At 54.6% G+C, this 16,222-nt stretch carries 17 protein-coding genes; 15 read left to right on the top strand and 2 right to left on the bottom strand.

The genetic code is table 11. The annotated features are described in order from the left end of the window. Positions 1-38 precede the first annotated feature (38 nt). From SK35_RS12680 to SK35_RS12665, 4 genes are read left to right on the top strand one after another with little or no spacing between them, the layout of a single operon-like run. A complete protein-coding gene (locus tag SK35_RS12680) occupies positions 39-1,061 on the top strand; it encodes an ABC transporter permease (protein WP_048214190.1) in 1,023 nt (340 codons plus the stop codon). Next, complete coding sequence (gene ddpC / locus SK35_RS12675; RefSeq protein ID WP_048214189.1) at positions 1,058-1,954, top strand: D,D-dipeptide ABC transporter permease; 897 nt, start codon at positions 1,058-1,060, stop codon at positions 1,952-1,954. Before SK35_RS12680 ends, ddpC begins: the two co-directional genes overlap by 4 nt. After that, entirely contained in the window at positions 1,951-2,937 is a 987-nt protein-coding gene (locus tag SK35_RS12670; protein ID WP_048214188.1) for an ABC transporter ATP-binding protein, read from the top strand. Before ddpC ends, SK35_RS12670 begins: the two co-directional genes overlap by 4 nt. After that, positions 2,930-3,865, top strand: coding sequence for an ABC transporter ATP-binding protein (locus SK35_RS12665; RefSeq protein ID WP_032943466.1), 936 nt, complete (start codon positions 2,930-2,932; stop codon positions 3,863-3,865). Before SK35_RS12670 ends, SK35_RS12665 begins: the two co-directional genes overlap by 8 nt. Before the next feature lie 19 nt (positions 3,866-3,884). Here the strand turns inward: SK35_RS12665 and SK35_RS12660 are convergent, their stop codons facing one another. After that, the gene (locus SK35_RS12660; protein WP_048214187.1) at positions 3,885-4,775 is read right to left on the bottom strand and encodes a LysR family transcriptional regulator; all 891 of its coding nucleotides are present in this window, start codon (positions 4,773-4,775) and stop codon (positions 3,885-3,887) included. A gap of 142 nt (positions 4,776-4,917) precedes the next feature. On the opposite strand from SK35_RS12660, the gene SK35_RS12655 reads away from it, so the two are divergent. The 6 genes from SK35_RS12655 to SK35_RS12630 are packed head-to-tail and all read left to right on the top strand — an operon-like array spanning position 4,918 to position 10,632. Further along, positions 4,918-5,625 (top strand): CoA transferase subunit A, encoded by a 708-nt coding sequence (locus tag SK35_RS12655; RefSeq protein WP_003020020.1) that lies wholly within the window; start codon positions 4,918-4,920, stop codon positions 5,623-5,625. Position 5,626: 1 nt separating this feature from the next. Continuing rightward, a complete protein-coding gene (locus SK35_RS12650) occupies positions 5,627-6,283 on the top strand; it encodes a CoA transferase subunit B (protein WP_032943469.1) in 657 nt (218 codons plus the stop codon). A 10-nt stretch (positions 6,284-6,293) separates the two neighbouring features. Beyond that, positions 6,294-7,499: an acetyl-CoA C-acetyltransferase gene (locus SK35_RS12645; RefSeq protein WP_048214186.1), complete on the top strand. Its 1,206-nt coding sequence runs from the start codon at positions 6,294-6,296 to the stop codon at positions 7,497-7,499. Next, positions 7,489-8,412, top strand: a complete 924-nt coding sequence (locus SK35_RS12640) for a 3-hydroxyacyl-CoA dehydrogenase family protein (protein ID WP_048214185.1) — start codon at positions 7,489-7,491, stop codon at positions 8,410-8,412. The genes SK35_RS12645 and SK35_RS12640 overlap by 11 nt, the downstream gene beginning before the upstream one ends. A gap of 43 nt (positions 8,413-8,455) precedes the next feature. Further along, positions 8,456-9,850 (top strand): GntP family permease, encoded by a 1,395-nt coding sequence (locus tag SK35_RS12635; RefSeq protein WP_196776256.1) that lies wholly within the window; start codon positions 8,456-8,458, stop codon positions 9,848-9,850. 11 nt (positions 9,851-9,861) lie between these two features. Then, positions 9,862-10,632, top strand: coding sequence for a 3-hydroxybutyrate dehydrogenase (locus tag SK35_RS12630; RefSeq protein WP_048214184.1), 771 nt, complete (start codon positions 9,862-9,864; stop codon positions 10,630-10,632). Between the two features lie 84 nt (positions 10,633-10,716). Here SK35_RS12630 and osmC read toward each other — a convergent pair whose 3' ends face one another. Then, positions 10,717-11,148, bottom strand: coding sequence for a peroxiredoxin OsmC (osmC, locus tag SK35_RS12625; RefSeq protein WP_003833007.1), 432 nt, complete (start codon positions 11,146-11,148; stop codon positions 10,717-10,719). 227 nt (positions 11,149-11,375) lie between these two features. On the opposite strand from osmC, the gene sra reads away from it, so the two are divergent. The 5 genes from sra (at position 11,376) to SK35_RS12600 (ending at position 16,201) form a co-directional block, all read left to right on the top strand. Further along, positions 11,376-11,516, top strand: coding sequence for a stationary-phase-induced ribosome-associated protein (gene sra, locus SK35_RS12620; protein WP_003833009.1), 141 nt, complete (start codon positions 11,376-11,378; stop codon positions 11,514-11,516). 179 nt (positions 11,517-11,695) lie between these two features. Next, positions 11,696-13,393 (top strand): malate dehydrogenase, encoded by a 1,698-nt coding sequence (maeA, locus tag SK35_RS12615; RefSeq protein WP_048214183.1) that lies wholly within the window; start codon positions 11,696-11,698, stop codon positions 13,391-13,393. 309 nt (positions 13,394-13,702) lie between these two features. After that, positions 13,703-15,418 (top strand): ABC-F family ATP-binding cassette domain-containing protein, encoded by a 1,716-nt coding sequence (locus tag SK35_RS12610; RefSeq protein ID WP_048214182.1) that lies wholly within the window; start codon positions 13,703-13,705, stop codon positions 15,416-15,418. A gap of 220 nt (positions 15,419-15,638) precedes the next feature. Further along, positions 15,639-15,917, top strand: a complete 279-nt coding sequence (locus tag SK35_RS12605) for a type II toxin-antitoxin system RelE/ParE family toxin (RefSeq protein ID WP_048216313.1) — start codon at positions 15,639-15,641, stop codon at positions 15,915-15,917. Continuing rightward, a complete protein-coding gene (locus SK35_RS12600; RefSeq protein ID WP_003833018.1) occupies positions 15,917-16,201 on the top strand; it encodes a HigA family addiction module antitoxin in 285 nt (94 codons plus the stop codon). Before SK35_RS12605 ends, SK35_RS12600 begins: the two co-directional genes overlap by 1 nt. The last annotated feature ends 21 nt before the right edge of the window (positions 16,202-16,222 follow it).

The raw sequence follows: 16,222 nt of genomic DNA, 5'->3' as shown, positions 1-16,222 counted from the left end.
TTTATGCGGAGCCGCTCTGGCTCCGCAAGGGGAAGCTAATGACGTTCTGGAGTATTTTACGCCAGCGATGCTGGGGACTTATTCTGGTGATTATCGGTGTTTGCGTAATCACCTTTATTATTTCACACCTGATACCTGGCGACCCCGCGCGGCTGCTGGCGGGCGATCGCGCCAGCGATGAAATTGTCGAAAATATTCGCCAACAGTTGGGGCTGAATCAACCGCTGTATGTCCAGTTTTTTCGCTATGTCAGCGATATTTTTCACGGCGATTTAGGCACTTCCATTCGCACCGGACGTCCGGTACTGGATGAGCTGCGCATTTTCTTCCCCGCGACCCTTGAATTGGCTTTCTGCTCTTTGTTGCTGGCGCTGGTGATAGGTATCCCGCTGGGTATTTTATCTGCGGTCTGGCGTAACCGCTGGCTTGATCACCTTGTTCGGCTAATGGCAATTACCGGTATCTCCACGCCTGCATTCTGGCTGGGGCTGGGGGTTATCGTGCTGTTTTACGGTCATCTGCAAATTTTACCCGGCGGTGGGCGTTTAGACGACTGGCTGGATCCACCTGCTCACGTCACCGGTTTCTACCTGATTGATGCTCTGCTGGAAGGCAACGGCGAAGTCTTTTTCAATGCGCTTCAGCACCTGATTTTGCCATCGCTGACATTGGCTTTTGTACATCTTGGGATCGTTGCCCGTCAGATTCGTTCCGCCATGCTGGAGCAACTGAGTGAAGATTACATACGTACCGCCCGCGCCAGCGGGCTCCCGGGCTGGTACATCGTGCTGTGCTATGCATTGCCTAACGCACTTATCCCATCAATCACCGTCCTCGGCCTGGCGCTGGGCGATCTGCTCTACGGTGCGGTATTGACCGAAACGGTCTTTGCCTGGCCTGGCATGGGTGCCTGGGTGGTGACCTCTATTCAGGCACTCGACTTCCCGGCGGTAATGGGATTTGCGGTGGTGGTCTCGTTCGCCTATGTGCTGGTCAACCTGGTGGTGGATTTACTTTATCTGTGGGTAGACCCTCGAATTGGACGTGGAGGTGCTGAATGATGCTCACACAAGAAACACCGACCACCCCTCAGACAGCACGTCGCCGCACGGACTGGGCCAAACTGTTCTGGATGATGAAAAGTAGCCCGCTGACTCTGGTTGGCGGGGTCATCATCGTATTGATACTGCTGCTGATGGTGCTGTCGCCGTGGATAACACCCCACGATCCGAATGCCATCAATTTGAGTGCGCGCCTGCTGCCCCCGTCAGCCGCTCACTGGTTTGGAACCGATGAAGTCGGTCGCGATCTGTTCAGCCGCGTTCTGGTAGGAAGTCAGCAATCTGTCGTTGCGGGTCTGGTGGTAGTGGGTATCGCCGGGGGATTGGGTTCACTGCTGGGTTGCTTGTCGGGTGTCATGGGCGGGCGTGCCGACGCGATAATTATGCGGATGATGGACATTATGCTGTCCATTCCTTCGCTGGTGCTGACGATGGCGTTGGCCGCCGCGTTGGGCCCCAGCCTGTTTAACGCCATGCTGGCGATTGCAATCGTCCGTATCCCATTCTATGTACGCCTCGCCCGCGGTCAGACGTTAGTGGTGCGCCAGTTTACTTATGTACAGGCTGCCCGGACCTACGGCGCTTCACGCTGGCATCTGATTAGCTGGCACATTTTACGCAATTCTCTGCCGCCGCTCATTGTTCAGGCGTCGCTGGATATCGGCAGTGCGATCCTGATGGCCGCCACGCTCGGGTTTATCGGTCTGGGCGCGCAGCAGCCCAGCGCTGAATGGGGCGCGATGGTCGCAATTGGCCGCAATTACGTGCTTGATCAGTGGTGGTATTGCGCTTTCCCCGGCGCCGCCATTCTGATTACCGCCGTGGGCTTTAATCTCTTTGGCGATGGTATTCGCGATCTGCTGGATCCGAAAGCCGGAGGAAAACAGTCATGACACAACCCGTACTGGAAATCGAAGATTTGCATCTGAGTTTCCCCGGCTATCAAGCTGATGTGCATGCGCTGAACCATGTATCGCTGCATATCAACCGCGGAGAAATCGTTGGCGTGGTGGGTGAATCCGGTTCCGGTAAGTCCGTGACCGCCATGCTCACCATGCGTCTGCTACCGGAGGGAAGCTATCGTATTCACCAGGGACGCGTTTCGCTGCTGGGTGAAGATGTGCTCAACGCCAGTGAGAAACAAATGCGCCAATGGCGCGGCGCACGCGTCGCGATGATCTTTCAGGAGCCCATGACGGCACTTAATCCGACCCGGCGTATTGGCCAGCAAATGGTGGAGGTAATCCGCCATCATCAGGCGTTAAGCCGCACGGATGCCCGCCAGAAAGCCGTCGCTCTACTGGAAGAGATGCAAATCCCGGATGCGCCGGAGGTCATGAAACGTTTTCCGTTTGAGCTTTCAGGCGGTATGCGCCAACGCGTGATGATTGCGCTGGCCTTTTCGTGCGAGCCGGAGCTTATCATTGCCGATGAACCGACCACCGCACTGGACGTCACGGTGCAGCTGCAGGTGCTGCGTTTGCTGAAGTTAAAAGCACGCGCCAGCGGAACAGCGGTGTTATTTATCAGCCATGATATGGCGGTGGTTTCACAGTTATGCGACCGGTTGTATGTCATGTATGCCGGGAGTGTGATTGAGAGTGGCCCGACGCAAACTGTTATTCAACGCCCGACTCACCCCTATTCCATCGGCTTGCTGAAATGTGCACCGGAACACGGCGAACCGCGCACATTGCTGCCCGCCATTCCCGGCACCGTGCCGAACCTAACCTGCTTACCTGCCGGATGCGCGTTTCGCGACCGCTGCTTTGCAGCTGGTCCTCGTTGTGAAGAAACGCCGGTGTTAAGTAGTCAGGGAGGTGCAGATCAACAATCTGCCTGCTGGTATCCGCAACTGGAGACAACACATGTCTGATTTTTTACTGGCGCTGCAGGATGTACATGTCAACTTTCCTGCGCGTAAAAACTGGCTTGGCAAGGTTACGGAACGGGTGCATGCGCTCAACGGTCTGGATTTACAGATTCGCCAGGGTGAAACGCTGGGGATTGTTGGCGAATCCGGCTGTGGAAAAAGTACGCTGGCGCAACTGTTGATGGGCATGTTGAAACCCAGTCAGGGAAGCTATTCTCGCCGTGGTGATAAGCAGCATAACGGTATGCAAATGGTCTTTCAGGACCCGCTTTCATCACTGGACCCGCGCTTACCGGTGTGGCGGATAATTACCGAACCGGTGTGGATCCAAAAACGGAGCCCGGAGCGTGAACGACGCATGCTTGCCGAGGATTTGGCACGGCAGGTGGGCATTCGTCCTGAATATCTCGACCGCTTGCCGCACGCGTTTTCCGGTGGACAGCGCCAACGTATTGCTATTGCCCGGGCGCTATCGTCAGAGCCGGATGTTATCGTCCTCGATGAGCCCACTTCAGCGCTGGATATCTCCGTGCAGGCGCAAATTCTCAACCTGCTGGTGTCGCTACAGGCGCGCAGAAACCTGACCTACGTATTGATATCGCATAACGTGTCGGTGGTCCGCCATATGAGCGACCGTGTGGCGGTGATGTACCTCGGGCAAATTGTTGAGCTGGGTGATGCCCAACAGGTTCTCACTCATCCCGCCCATCCGTACACACGATTATTACTGGACTCGGTACCTAAAACGGGCGCACCGCTGGCGGAAGATTTGGTGTTACGTAAAACCGAGCTACCGGGAAACCGAACGTTGCCCCAGGGCTGCTTTTTCCGTGACAGATGTCCATTGGCAACCCACGGTTGTGAGAAGAAACAGGCATTGCTGAAGAGTGATACCGGATGTGACGTTCGCTGCTGGCGGGCGGTTACATGACCTGAGCCGTTGAGAAAAGTCAGGTGCCATACGCCTTTTTCAGTGAGTCCACCAGCACCTCGGAAGCGGTAGATAATTTATGATGCGCCGAACGCAAAACCCCGATCCGACGCTGAATCACCGGCGTATCCAGATCGATACAGGTTGCGCCTAACTCTGTCATTTGCGTGCGGCATAGTGCAGGTACGGCGCTACCGCCCAGACCGTTAGCCACCAGACGGCCAACGGTCACCAGTTGATGGCTCTCCAGCGCTACTTCCAGCGTATGTCCGCTTTGCACCAGTTGTTCTTCCAGCATCAGCCGCACGGCGGACGGGCGTTGCAGGGTGATAAAATCCAGCGTCAGCAGTTCGCGCCACGCAATACGATCCCTGTCTGCCAGCCGACAGGTTGGCGGCACAATTGCGATAAAACGATCCACGCCGAGCGGCGTGAAATGCAGATGTCCCGAATAGTCCGGCTCGAAGGCTATGCCCATCTCGACCCGGCCTTCACTGACCATTTCAATCACGTGTTCATTGATCACATCGTGAACCGTTACGTTGATACCGGAATAAGAATCACGAAATGTTTTCAGTACCGATGGCAGGACGTTAGCGGCAAATGAGGGCATGGCGGCGATCGATATTTTACCGCGCTGCAGCGTAAAGCGCTGGCGCATGGCTTCTTCCGTATTCTCCCAGTCCGCCAGCAGCTGTCGCCCCATATTCAGCAGCGTTTCTCCCTCCTGCGTCAGGGTCACTTTGCGAGTTGTTCTTAACAGTAACGCCCCGCCCAGCGAATCTTCCAGTCCTTTAATCGCCAGGCTTAACGCGGGTTGCGACATATTCAGTCTTTCGCTGGCATGAGCAAAATTCAGAGTGTGAGCTACCGCTAAAAACGCGCGTAACTGTTTGATGCTCATTCCCATTTCGCATTCCTTTAACTTGTTGAATACCTTTAATTAACATTAAATTGATAAAAAAACCCAATGAGTGAGTCACAAATTTAAAATTAACAAATCATTTTTCACCCCCAATGATGTCGGCAAGGACAACTGGGGAGGCAAGTGTATGGCTGGACTGGATAAACGTGTTGCCACTTATCAAGAGGCGCTGGAAGGGCTGACCGACAACATGACGCTGCTGGCGGGCGGTTTTGGTTTATGTGGGATCCCTGAAAACCTGATTACCGAAGTACGCCGTCGTGAGGTTCAGGGACTTACCGTTGTATCAAACAACTGTGGCGTGGATGGCTTTGGCCTTGGCGTGCTGCTGGAAACGCGTCAGGTGCGCAAAGTGGTCGCGTCCTATGTGGGGGAAAACGCCCTGTTTGAGAAACAGGTGCTTAGCGGCGAACTGGAAGCCATCCTGACGCCACAGGGTACGCTGGCAGAGCAGTTGCGCGCGGGCGGCGCGGGGATCCCGGCATTTTTTACCGCGACCGGATATGGAACCCCCGTGGCGGAAGGGAAAGAGGTTCGCGAGTTTGCCGGACGCCCTTACATCCTTGAGCAGGCGATAACCGGTGATTTTGCGTTGGTTAAAGGCTGGAAAGCCGACTGGTACGGCAACGTCATCTATCGCCACACCGCACAGAATTTTAATCCGCTGATGGCCGCCGCCGGGCGCATTACCGTCGTGGAAGTCGAAGAAATTGTCCCTCCCGGAGAACTGGACCCTGCTGCGATTCACACTCCCGGAATTTTCGTTAACCGCATTATTCAGGGGCAGTTTGAAAAACGTATTGAACAACGCACCCTGCGCCAGAAAGGAGCCTGACATGTTAACGCGTGAACAAATGGCGATGCGCGTCGCCCGCGAGCTGCGCGACGGATATTACGTCAATCTTGGGATCGGCATTCCCACGCTGGTGGCAAATTACATCCCTGATGGCATGGATGTGATGCTGCAATCAGAAAACGGTTTGCTGGGTATGGGCCCGTTTCCCACAGAAGACGAAATTGATGCCGACATGATCAACGCCGGGAAACAGACTGTGACGGCGCGTAAAGGCGCGGCGATTTTCGACTCGGCGCAATCCTTCGCCATGATCCGCGGCGGCCACGTTGATCTGACGGTGCTCGGTGCGTTTGAAGTCGATGTTAACGGCAATATCGCCTCATGGATGATCCCCGGAAAAATGGTGAAAGGCATGGGCGGCGCGATGGATCTGGTTGCCGGAGCCGACAATATCATTGTGGTAATGACCCATGCTTCCAAAAGCGGTGAGTCCAAACTGCTTCCCGCCTGCACCCTGCCGCTGACCGGCGTGGCCTGCATCAAACGTGTGCTTACCGACCTGGCTCTGCTGGAAATTGCCGACGGTGCGTTCATTCTGCGTGAGCGCGCACCGGGCATTAGCGTGGATGAGATTGTCGCCAGAACCGCAGGCAAGCTGATCGTTCCCGAAACTGTCCCCGAAATGCACTTTAGCTGAGGAGCTGACCATGCAGGATGTTGTCATTGTCGCGGCGACGCGCACCCCGATTGGCAGTTTTCATGGCGCGCTGGCACCACTTTCCGCGGTTGAGCTTGGTTCAGTGGTGATCCGTTCGCTGCTGGAAAAAACGGCTGTGGCGCCTGAGCAAATTGATGAGGTGATTTTAGGTCAGGTTCTGACTGCGGGCTGCGGTCAGAATCCGGCCAGACAAACGGCGTTACGGGCAGGACTGCCGGTCACCACGCCCGCGTTAACCATCAACTTGGTGTGTGGTTCGGGTCTGAAGGCGGTGCATCAGGCGGTACAGGCGATTCGCTGTGGCGATGCGCAAATCGTGATTGCCGGGGGCCAGGAGAGCATGAGCAATGCGCCCTATTATCTCGACGGCGCGCGGGCCGGTCTGCGGTTGGGTCATGCCTGTATGAAAGACAGCGTGGTGCATGACGGCCTGTGGGATGCGTTCAACGACTATCACATGGGTATTACTGCCGAAAATCTGGCGGATAAGTTCGTAATCAGTCGTGAGCAGCAGGACGCTTTTGCCCTGCACTCCCAGCAAAAAGCTGCCGCCGCCATTGAAGCGGGTCGTTTTAACGCGGAAATCACGCCGGTCAGCGTCCCACAGGGCAAAAAGCCGCCACGTGTGGTGGACCGTGACGAACAACCTCGCCCGGATACTCAGGCCGACAAGCTGGCGCAACTTAAACCGGCGTTTCGTCCGGGTAACGGCACGGTGACCGCCGGAAATGCATCATCCATCAATGATGGTGCCGCCGCGGTGATGTTGATGAGCGCCGCCAAAGCGGCGGAACTCAATCTGCCAGTGCTTGCCCAGGTGGCGGGCTACGCGGTTTCTGGCGTCGATCCCGCCATTATGGGCATTGGGCCGGTAGAAGCGTCACTCCAGTGCCTGAAGCGTGCTGGCTGGACGCTAAATGACGTGGATCTTATCGAAGCCAACGAAGCCTTTGCTGCGCAAGCGCTGGCGGTTGGCGAATCCCTGAACTGGGACAGCAACCGGGTAAACGTGAACGGCGGTGCGATTGCGCTGGGGCACCCGATTGGCGCATCAGGTTGCCGAATTTTGGTAACACTGCTGCACGAAATGGCTCGCAGCAATGCAGCTAAAGGGCTGGCTACGCTGTGCGTAGGTGGCGGTCAAGGTGTGGCGCTGGCGGTAGAACGTCCGCAGGGGGTAGCTCATGCAAAGTAAGCCTATCTGCATTCTGGGCGCGGGGTTAATGGGTGTCGGCATTGCTACCCACTTCGCCCGTTTTGGTTACGATGTCTGGTTATACGATACCGATAGCAGCCGAATTGCAGAAATAAGCGGAGTTGCTGGCGGTATCCTGGATGAGCTGATTGTCACCGATCAATTTGCAATTGGTGAAAAAGCGACGGTCGTGGCTCGCCTGCACGGCACAACCTCGCTACAGGATATTGCCGCATGCCGGTTACTGATTGAAGCGATCCCGGAGCGGCTCGAACTCAAACACGCACTGTATGCGCAACTGGAAGAGCTGATCGCGCCGGAGGCCGTTATTGCCAGTAATACCAGCGGCCTGCCGCCTGATGCGCTGGCAGAAAAACTCGCCCATCCCGAACGGTTGCTGATCGCCCATTTCTGGCACCCGCCACATTTTATTCCGCTGGTCGAAATTGTACCTGGCACCGCAACGAAGCCGGAATATCTCCATGAATTGCAACAACAACTGATCGCGATGCAACTTGAGGCGGTGGTGCTCGACCGCGCCGCTCCAGGGTTTGTTGGCAATCGACTGCAGTTTGCCCTGCTGCGCGAAGCGCTACATATCGTTAAAAGCGGCATCGCCAGCGCAGAAGTGGTTGATCAGGTGATGCGCGCCTCGCTCGGACGTCGCTATGCAATGGTCGGTCCGCTGGAGGCTGCTGATATGACCGGACTTTCTACGGTGCAGGACATTTGTCGGCATCTGCTTCCGGAACTGGCAACAGGCAGCGACATGATGTCGCTGGTCGCTGACAAGGTTGCCAACGGTGATACCGGGTTGCGCAGCGGCCAGGGATTTTATCGCTGGGATGATTCGCGCAAGGAATACATCCAGCAACGCAGGGAGCATCAACTGCGCTTTGCCCTGAAACCGTAACTTCTCTTTCTGTACCCCACTATAACAATGATATTGAGGAGTCATGATGAGTGTATTAATCGCCCTGGCAGCGTTGGGCCTGCTGATGCTGGCAGCCTATCGCGGATATAGCGTTATCCTGTTTGCCCCCATCGCGGCATTAGGTGCTGTATTGCTTACCGAACCTAGCGCCGTCGGCCCTGCTTTCACCGGCCTGTTTATGGAAAAAATGGTCGGTTTTGTGAAGCTTTACTTCCCGGTGTTCTTGCTGGGGGCAGTGTTTGGCAAGTTAATCGAGTTATCTGGGTTTTCACGTTCCATTGTTGCCGCCGCTATCAACATTCTCGGCCGTCGCCATGCCATTCCGGTTATTGTGCTGGTATGTGCGCTGTTGACCTACGGCGGCGTATCGCTGTTCGTCGTGGCGTTTGCGGTGTATCCGTTCGCGGCCGAACTGTTCCGTCAGAGCAATATCCCGAAGCGGCTGATCCCGGCCACCGTCGCGCTGGGCGCGTTCTCCTTCACCATGGATGCCCTGCCAGGCACACCGCAGATCCAGAACATTATTCCGACCAGTTTCTTCGGTACCAACGCCTGGGCCGCGCCGTGGCTGGGTCTGATAGGTTCCGTGTTTATCATCGTTGTTGGTCTGGTTTATCTCGAACGTCAGCGTCGTAAAGCGCAGGCAAAGAATGAAGGCTATGGGACTGAACTGTTAAACGAGCCGGAAACGCCGGATAACATTAATCTGCCGAACCCGATCATCGCGATCTCTCCGCTGATCCTGGTTGGGGTATTTAACCTGCTGTTTACCCGCTGGATCCCGCAATGGTATGGCGCCACGCATCAACTGGAGCTTCCGGGTCTCGCCAAACCGATTACCACCGAAGTCGGTAAAATCACTGCTATCTGGGCAGTGGAAGCGGCGCTGATTTCTGGGATCCTGCTGGTGGTGCTCTTCGGCTATCGCAACATTAAAGGTCGCCTGGCGGAAGGCAGCAGAACGGCGGTTGGCGGCGCGATCCTCGCGGCGATGAACACCGCGTCAGAGTACGGTTTTGGCGCAGTGATCGCCGCCCTGCCAGGTTTCCTTGTACTGTCAAAAGCACTGGCGGCTATTCCTGACCCGCTGCTCAATGAAGCTATCAGTATCACTACGCTCGCCGGGATCACCGGTTCGGCGTCTGGCGGGATGAGTATTGCCCTTGCCGCCATGTCTGACACCTTTATCGCGGCCGCTCACGCTGCCAATATCCCACTTGAAGTCTTTCACCGCGTGGCGTCTATGGCCAGCGGCGGTATGGACACCCTGCCGCATAACGGCGCAGTCATTACCTTATTAGCTATCACCGGTCTCAGCCACCGTCAGGCGTATGGCGGAATTTTTGCTATTACCGTCATTAAAAGTCTGGCCGTACTGTTTGTCATCGGCGTCTTCTACACCACCGGAATTGTTTAAGGAGAATCATCATGAACTTAACGGGAAAAACCGCCCTGGTTACCGGCTCGACCAGCGGTATCGGATTAGGTATCGCACAGGTGCTGGCGCAATCGGGCGCCACCCTGATCCTCAACGGGTTTGGTGATGTGGATGCCGCCAAAGACGCTGTTGCGCAATATGGCAAAACGCCAGGTTATCATGGCGCGGATCTGAGCGATGAAGCGCAAATTGCCGACATGATGCGCTATGCCGAGAGCGAATTCGGCGGTGTTGATATTCTGGTCAACAACGCGGGAATCCAGCATGTATCCCCGGTGGAAACCTTCCCGGTTGATAAATGGAACGCGATTATCGCCATTAATCTCTCTTCCGTTTTTCACACCACGCGTCTGGCGCTTCCTGGTATGCGCGCGCGAAACTGGGGGCGCATCATTAATATCGCTTCTGTTCACGGCCTGGTGGCCTCAAAAGAGAAATCTGCCTACGTAGCGGCGAAGCACGGCGTGGTGGGATTCACCAAGACCATCGCACTGGAAACCGCGCAGACGGGTGTCACCTGCAATGCGCTGTGTCCCGGCTGGGTGCTCACGCCGCTGGTCCAGCAGCAGATCGATAAGCGTATTGCCGAAGGCGCAGAACCTGAGGCTGCGCGTGACGCCCTGCTGTCGGAAAAGCAGCCGTCGCGCGAATTCGTCACGCCGGAACAGTTAGGTGAGCTGGCACTATTTCTGTGTTCAGACGGTGCGGCGCAGGTGCGTGGCGTGGCGTGGAATATGGATGGCGGTTGGGTAGCGCAATAACATCATCAGGTGCCGGATAAGACTGACTTACATCCGGCGCAATCGTAGGCCGGATAAGACGCAGTCGCATCCGGCACGCCACGATTAAGACTTCAGCTGATAATCCAGCGTAATTTCCGCGTTCAGTACCTGCGATACCGGGCATCCGGCTTTTGCTTTCTGGATGATGCCGTCAAACGTGGCGGCGTCTATCCCCGGCACGCTCACCTGGCTATGCAACGCGACTTTAGTGATCGCAAACCCGGCATCTACTTTATCCAGAGAAACATCGGCAGTGGTATCAATGGCATCTGGGGTAAACCCCGCTTCACCCAGCATCAGCGAAAGCGCCATCGAGAAGCAGGCTGCATGGGCCGCGCCAATCAACTCTTCAGGATTGGTGCCTTTCTCACCTTCAAATCGTGTATTAAACCCATACGGTTGCTGATTCAACACGCCACTTTCGGTCGACACAGTGCCTTTGCCGCGCTTAATGTCGCCTTCCCAGTGTGCCTGACCTTTCTTATGGATAGTCATTACCGCTCTCCTGTGTTGTCGTCGGAGTTACTAGTATAGGACGGCTGAGAAAAAGCATGTTACATACGGGATAGTTCTCATTTGCCGCTTAAGCATTGACCTTTCAGATAAAATGACCGACCATCCAGAAAGCCGTTATGTTGAACATCGGCTTTATATCAGGTTGTATTTCGTCCGTTCTCATACGGGCTCGCCCTTGAAACCAGTAACAGGATTAAGGAGTTAGAATGAAATCGAACCGTCAGGCCCGTCATATTCTCGGACTGGACCACAAAATCTCAAATCAACGTAAAATCGTGACCGAAGGTGACAAAACCAACGTGGTCAATAATCCTACTGGAAGAAAGCGCCGCACTGACGGCAAGTAGCCTTTCGCACGTCTGACTGAGTAACGAGATAAACACCATTGCAACCGCAGTGGTGTTTTTGCTTATAAAACCCCTTAACCCATTCACAATGCTTTATACTTCGCCCGTTTCCCTGGCGGACAGGCTACATACGATCATAAAGAGCGCCAGGGACGGTTATTCAAAAAAGAGTGAGTGACATGGAAAACGAAACCAAAAAATTGCGTTCCCTTTACATCCCCTACGCTGGCCCGGTACTGCTGGAATTCCCTTTACTGAATAAAGGGAGCGCCTTCAGTGTGGAAGAACGCCGTAACTTCAACCTGCTGGGGTTACTGCCGGAAGTGGTCGAGACGATTGAGGAACAGGCTGAACGCGCCTGGCTCCAATATCAGGGATTCAAAACCGAAATCGACAAACATATTTACCTGCGCAACATCCAGGACACCAACGAAACCCTGTTTTACCGACTGGTGCATAATCACCTGGATGAGATGATGCCAGTTATCTATACCCCAACGGTCGGCGCGGCCTGTGAGCGTTTCTCTGAGATTTATCGTCGCGCACGCGGCGTGTTTATCTCTTATCAGAACCGCCACAATATGGACGATATCCTGCAAAACGTCCCTAACCACAATATCAAGGTCATCGTTGTCACCGATGGCGAACGTATTTTAGGTCTTGGCGATCAGGGGATCGGCGGGATGGGTATTCCAATCGGTAAACTGTCGCTGTATACCGCATGTGGCGGAATTAGCCCGGCCTATACTCTTCCGGTGGTACTGGATGTGGGGACCAACAACCAGCAACTGCTGAACGATCCGCTGTATATGGGCTGGCGCAATCCGCGTATCACTGATGATGAATACTACGAATTCGTTGATGAATTCATCCAGGCCGTGAAGCATCGCTGGCCGGACGTGCTGTTGCAGTTTGAAGATTTCGCCCAGAAAAACGCTATGCCACTGCTGACCCGTTATCGTGATGAAATTTGCTCGTTTAACGACGATATTCAGGGCACCGCGGCGGTTACTGTCGGTACGCTGATTGCGGCTAGCCGCGCGGCCGGTAGCCAGTTGAGTGAACAGAACATCGTCTTCCTCGGCGCAGGTTCCGCCGGTTGCGGGATCGCCGAGCAGATCATTGCGCAGATCCAGCGTGAAGGTTTAAGCGAAGAAGCGGCGCGTCAACGTGTATTCATGGTCGACCGCTTCGGCCTGTTAACAGACAAAATGCCGAACCTGCTCTCCTTCCAAACCAAACTGGTGCAAAAACGCGAAAATCTCCAGCATTGGGATACCCAAGAAGATGTGCTGTCGTTGCTCGATGTGGTCCGCAACGTTAAGCCGGATATCCTGATCGGCGTTTCCGGACAAACCGGCCTGTTTACCGAAGAGATCATCCGCGAAATGCACAAGCATTGTCCGCGTCCGATCGTCATGCCGTTGTCCAACCCCACTTCCCGTGTTGAAGCTACACCACAGGATATTATCGCCTGGACCGAAGGTAACGCGCTGGTTGCGACCGGTAGTCCGTTCGCACCGGTACTGTGGAAAGATAAAATTTACCCAATCGCCCAGTGTAACAACGCCTATATCTTCCCGGGTATCGGCCTGGGTGTGATTGCGTCTGGCGCGTCGCGCATCACTGATGAAATGCTGATGTCGGCGAGTGAAACGCTGGCGCAGTATTCACCGCTGGTGCTCAACGGTGAAGGTCTGGTGCTACCGGAACTGAAAGATATTCAGACCGTTTCTCGCGCCATTGCCTTTGCCGTCGGTAAAATGGCTCAGCAGCAAGGTGTGGCAGTGAAAACCTCCGCCGAAGCGCTGCAACAGGCAATTGACGATAATTTCTGGCAGGCAGAATATCGCGACTACCGTCGTACCTCTATTTGACGGTTTGCCCGGCGGCACACTGCTGCCGGGCGTTCAACACTTGCGCTTTTGCGTAACTTACGATTACACTTTCACCACCGATTAACATTCTGAAAAACAAAAGGAGGATACTTATGCTGTACTGTGAACGTTTTATCGTTTCACATGCTTTTGGCGATCGCCAGTGCTCAAGCGTTATCGGTATCGTGCTGCGATAACTTCTGCTTGAGCGAAGCTAACTTCTAAATCCCCTTCTCTCGGGCTTACCGGGTTATCGTCAGCGATGTTTGACGAGGCGTTTTCACGCCTGTAACTCTTGAGTAAGCAACAATGAGCACATTACTAACCGCACAATCCTTACACGTTGATACGGCATTCGGCACGCTATTCGACGATCTTTCCTTTACCCTGAAAAAAGGCGACCGCATCGGGCTTATCGGTTACAACGGCTGCGGCAAAAGCACGCTGTTAAAACTGCTCGATGGCACGATCTCGCCCACCAGTGGGGCAATCGCGCAGGCGAATCACTGCCATCTCGCGCGTGTAGAACAACATCTACCTGACGATATACTGCCGCTTACGCTACAGGAAGCCGTTCTCGCTCAACTTCCCGAGCATGAACGCGCAGCTCAGCAGTGGCGAGTTGAAGCACTGCTTGCCGAAATGGGTTTTACGCCAGAGAATTTATCTCTGACTGCGCAAACGTTGAGCGGTGGCCAGCACACGCGCTTGCTATTAGCGCGGGCGCTGATGCGTAATCCTGACCTGCTGCTGCTGGATGAACCGGGTAACCACCTGGATTTGCCAACATTACTGTGGCTGGAGCAGTTCTTACAGAACTGGTCTGGCAGTTTTGTGGTGGTTTCCCACGACCCGCAGCTGCTGGACGCGGTGACTCACGGAACCTGGATCTTGCGCGATCGCACCCTGCATGCCTTCGATCTACCCTGTAGCGCGGCGCGTCAGGCTCTGGCAGAAAGAGACGCCAGCGATGCCTTGCGCCACAAGGCTGAGCAAAAAGAGATAGACCGGGTGACTGCCAGCGCCAAACGGCTGGCAACCTGGGGGCGGGTCTACGACAACGAAGATCTCTCCCGCAAGGCCAAGCAGATGGAAAAACAGGTACAGCGCCTGAAAGAGGTGCAAACAGAAGTGACGTCAGGAAGTCAGTGGACACTAACATTGCAGGGTGATGCCCTGCGTGCAGATCGTTTGCTGGAGATGACCAATCTGTCTGTAGCCCCTGCTCCCGGTGCAGATACACTGTTTTCCATTGCCGGTATCCGGTTAAAAAGCGGCGATCGCGTGGCGATTGTCGGGCGTAACGGTTGCGGGAAATCATCGCTATTAAGGCTTATCTGGCAACAGTTTCAGTCACAGCTGGCATCGCCTTCACTGGTGTTACACCCGCGCGTTACCCTGGGTTATTACGACCAGACGCTGCATCAGCTTGCCGATAACGATTCATTGTTTGACGCGCTGGAAGCGTTTGCCCCGCAGCCAGAGATTCGCAAGATGGCGTTGATTAGCGCGGGATTTCCGTGGGTTCGTCATGCGCAGCGAGTCAGCACGTTAAGCGGCGGTGAGCGCTCCCGGTTACTGTTTGTTGGGTTGACGCTTGCGCGCTACAGTCTGCTGATGCTCGATGAACCGACCAACCATCTGGATATGGAAGGCAAAGAGGCGCTGGCAGAAACGCTACAAAGCTATAACGGCGGCGTGTTGCTGGTCAGTCACGACCGGCAGCTTATCAGCCAAAGCTGCAACCGGTTCTGGTTAATCGACAATGGCGAACTCAGTGAATGGCACGATCTGGAGGCGGTCAATGCGCGTATTCGGGAAACGTCCGCGGAGATAACCGTTCCCAAAACGGTGGCCGAAGAGAAAACTGAAATAAGCGGTGACAGCGATAGATTGCTGGAACAACTTCTCGATCTTGAGCAGCGTCTGGCCGACGATCTCGCCCGCAAGCCGAAACATCAAAAACCGTTGTTACAGGCGCAATGGCGCAAGGAGATTGAACGTCTGAACGCACAACTTGAGTAATCTTTATTGCCGGATGGCGCAAGCTTATCCGGCCTACATCAGCAAAATGCGCGTGTAGGCCAGGCATCCGGCAATTCTTGCGTGACGCTTTCCAGTTATTCCCCTTCTCCCTTTTTCTTTTTGCACATTCGCCGCACAATTTTAAATATCGCAATCTTGGTGTTGCGCTTAACGGAACATTGATGGTAGTGTTCCTCTTGAAGGAACAAGGATGATACGGATGATCATGAACTTCAGGCACAAGGGATTGCGCGATTTGTTTCTTCATGGACGAACATCAGGCGTTATGGCGAAACATGTCCGACGATTACGACACAGACTTGCCGTTATTGATGCGGCAAGCAAGGTTACAGAGATCAATATGCCCGGTTATAAGCTACATCCTCTGGTGGGTGAACGCGACGGCATATGGGCAATTTCTGTTTCAGGTAACTGGCGTATTACGTTTGAATTCGTCAATGGCGACGCGTACATACTGGATTACGAGGACTATCATTGATGAAGATGGCAAATCATCCCCGTCCTGGGGATATCATTCAGGAAGCGCTGGAAGAACTCAATGTCAGCCTGCGCGAGTTTGCCAGAGCTATGGAGATTGCACCTTCAACGGCAAGTCGACTATTAACCGGGAAAGCGGCTCTGACGCCTGAGATGGCGATTAAACTCTCCGTAGTGATTGGCAGTTCACCCGAAATGTGGTTAAACCTGCAAAATACCTGGAGTCTGGCAGAGGCCCAAAAAAGCGTGGATATTTCACGTCTGCGTAAGCTGGCGGTACAGTGATATAAATGCCGGATAAACTTT

Origin of the sequence: Citrobacter sp. MGH105 (assembly GCF_001037485.2) — a bacterium.
Taxonomy (GTDB): domain Bacteria; phylum Pseudomonadota; class Gammaproteobacteria; order Enterobacterales; family Enterobacteriaceae; genus Citrobacter; species Citrobacter portucalensis.
This window is presented reverse-complemented; position numbering and strand designations above follow the sequence as displayed.

Bases quoted from the DNA above. Each gene is read 5' to 3' on its own strand.
- SK35_RS12680 (WP_048214190.1), top strand. From the start codon at position 39: ATGACGTTCTGGAGTATTTTACGCCAGCGATGCTGGGGACTTATTCTG.
- ddpC (WP_048214189.1), top strand. From the start codon at position 1,058: ATGATGCTCACACAAGAAACACCGACCACCCCTCAGACAGCACGTCGC.
- SK35_RS12670 (WP_048214188.1), top strand. From the start codon at position 1,951: ATGACACAACCCGTACTGGAAATCGAAGATTTGCATCTGAGTTTCCCC.
- SK35_RS12665 (WP_032943466.1), top strand. From the start codon at position 2,930: ATGTCTGATTTTTTACTGGCGCTGCAGGATGTACATGTCAACTTTCCT.
- SK35_RS12660 (WP_048214187.1), bottom strand. From the start codon at position 4,775: ATGGGAATGAGCATCAAACAGTTACGCGCGTTTTTAGCGGTAGCTCAC.
- SK35_RS12655 (WP_003020020.1), top strand. From the start codon at position 4,918: ATGGCTGGACTGGATAAACGTGTTGCCACTTATCAAGAGGCGCTGGAA.
- SK35_RS12650 (WP_032943469.1), top strand. From the start codon at position 5,627: ATGTTAACGCGTGAACAAATGGCGATGCGCGTCGCCCGCGAGCTGCGC.
- SK35_RS12645 (WP_048214186.1), top strand. From the start codon at position 6,294: ATGCAGGATGTTGTCATTGTCGCGGCGACGCGCACCCCGATTGGCAGT.
- SK35_RS12640 (WP_048214185.1), top strand. From the start codon at position 7,489: ATGCAAAGTAAGCCTATCTGCATTCTGGGCGCGGGGTTAATGGGTGTC.
- SK35_RS12635 (WP_196776256.1), top strand. From the start codon at position 8,456: ATGATGAGTGTATTAATCGCCCTGGCAGCGTTGGGCCTGCTGATGCTG.
- SK35_RS12630 (WP_048214184.1), top strand. From the start codon at position 9,862: ATGAACTTAACGGGAAAAACCGCCCTGGTTACCGGCTCGACCAGCGGT.
- osmC (WP_003833007.1), bottom strand. From the start codon at position 11,148: ATGACTATCCATAAGAAAGGTCAGGCACACTGGGAAGGCGACATTAAG.
- sra (WP_003833009.1), top strand. From the start codon at position 11,376: ATGAAATCGAACCGTCAGGCCCGTCATATTCTCGGACTGGACCACAAA.
- maeA (WP_048214183.1), top strand. From the start codon at position 11,696: ATGGAAAACGAAACCAAAAAATTGCGTTCCCTTTACATCCCCTACGCT.
- SK35_RS12610 (WP_048214182.1), top strand. From the start codon at position 13,703: ATGAGCACATTACTAACCGCACAATCCTTACACGTTGATACGGCATTC.
- SK35_RS12605 (WP_048216313.1), top strand. From the start codon at position 15,639: ATGATCATGAACTTCAGGCACAAGGGATTGCGCGATTTGTTTCTTCAT.
- SK35_RS12600 (WP_003833018.1), top strand. From the start codon at position 15,917: ATGAAGATGGCAAATCATCCCCGTCCTGGGGATATCATTCAGGAAGCG.